This window comes from Campylobacter sp. MIT 21-1684 (genome assembly GCF_026241315.1).
GTDB lineage: Bacteria > Campylobacterota > Campylobacteria > Campylobacterales > Campylobacteraceae > Campylobacter_D.
On the sequence record NZ_JAPHNA010000059.1, the window covers coordinates 1 to 824 of the forward strand.

Annotated in this window: 1 protein-coding gene; it reads right to left on the bottom strand. The window is 27.5% G+C overall.

Annotated features, from left to right (window positions below; translation table 11 throughout):
- Positions 1–125: 125 nt before the first annotated feature.
- Positions 126–719 carry a C39 family peptidase gene (locus OQH62_RS08540; protein WP_266016132.1) on the bottom strand — a complete coding sequence of 198 codons (594 nt, stop codon included), beginning with the start codon at positions 717–719 and terminating at the stop codon, positions 126–128.
- Between the last annotated feature and the right edge of the window lie 105 nt (positions 720–824).

Sequence of the window (824 nt, forward strand, 5' to 3'; positions counted from 1 at the left end):
AATCACAAGTGCAATTTGAAAATTCAAAAAATAGCAAGCTTGTTTAAAAAACTTTGAAAGTGAAAAACACCTTGATAATTATCTTAAATAAGTTTGTAATTTATAAAGAAACACCAAAAACTTTTTCAATATCTCCCAAACACTCTTCTTTCAAAATTTTCTTTCTTGGGTAAATCAAGTTTAAAGTTTTCTAAGTCTTTTTTAGGCACTATTGCTAAGGCATAGCCACCTTTGTTGTTTTTATCCCATATATTATAAAATACTCTTTTAGAGCTAATATATTCTCCATAGCTTGGATCAAAGATTTGGATATAATTTCCCTTATGGTTAATAATCACTACAAAATGAGGAAATCTTGGATCATCTTCAATCTTGACAAGCAGAGGAATATTGGGAAGTTTATTAAGAATTTCTTTATTAATGAGGTAAGAATTACCTTGAAATCCTAGTTTTTTCACTGCTTCTTCTAAATCCGCAAAGCTTACCATATCTGTGTAAAGCTCTTTTTCACTCATTGTTTTTAAAATATCAAATTCATTGAAGCTTTGCTTATCAATAAGATTAATCATTGTAGCAAGAGAAGCAGCTCCACAGCTTTCTTCATAATTTTGCCTCACTACTCTTTGATTTTTTAGCTCTTGATAGGATTTAACAACAAAGTCTGCTTGTAAGGTAAGAGGAAAACATAAAATAATTAAAATCTTTAAAACTCTTTGCATAATAATCCTTTTGTTTAATTGTAACAAAAGAAACAAGCATTTAAAAAATAAAGATAAATTTGGTTTTATATGGAAAATTTGTTAGCATTAATAAAAACATTGTCA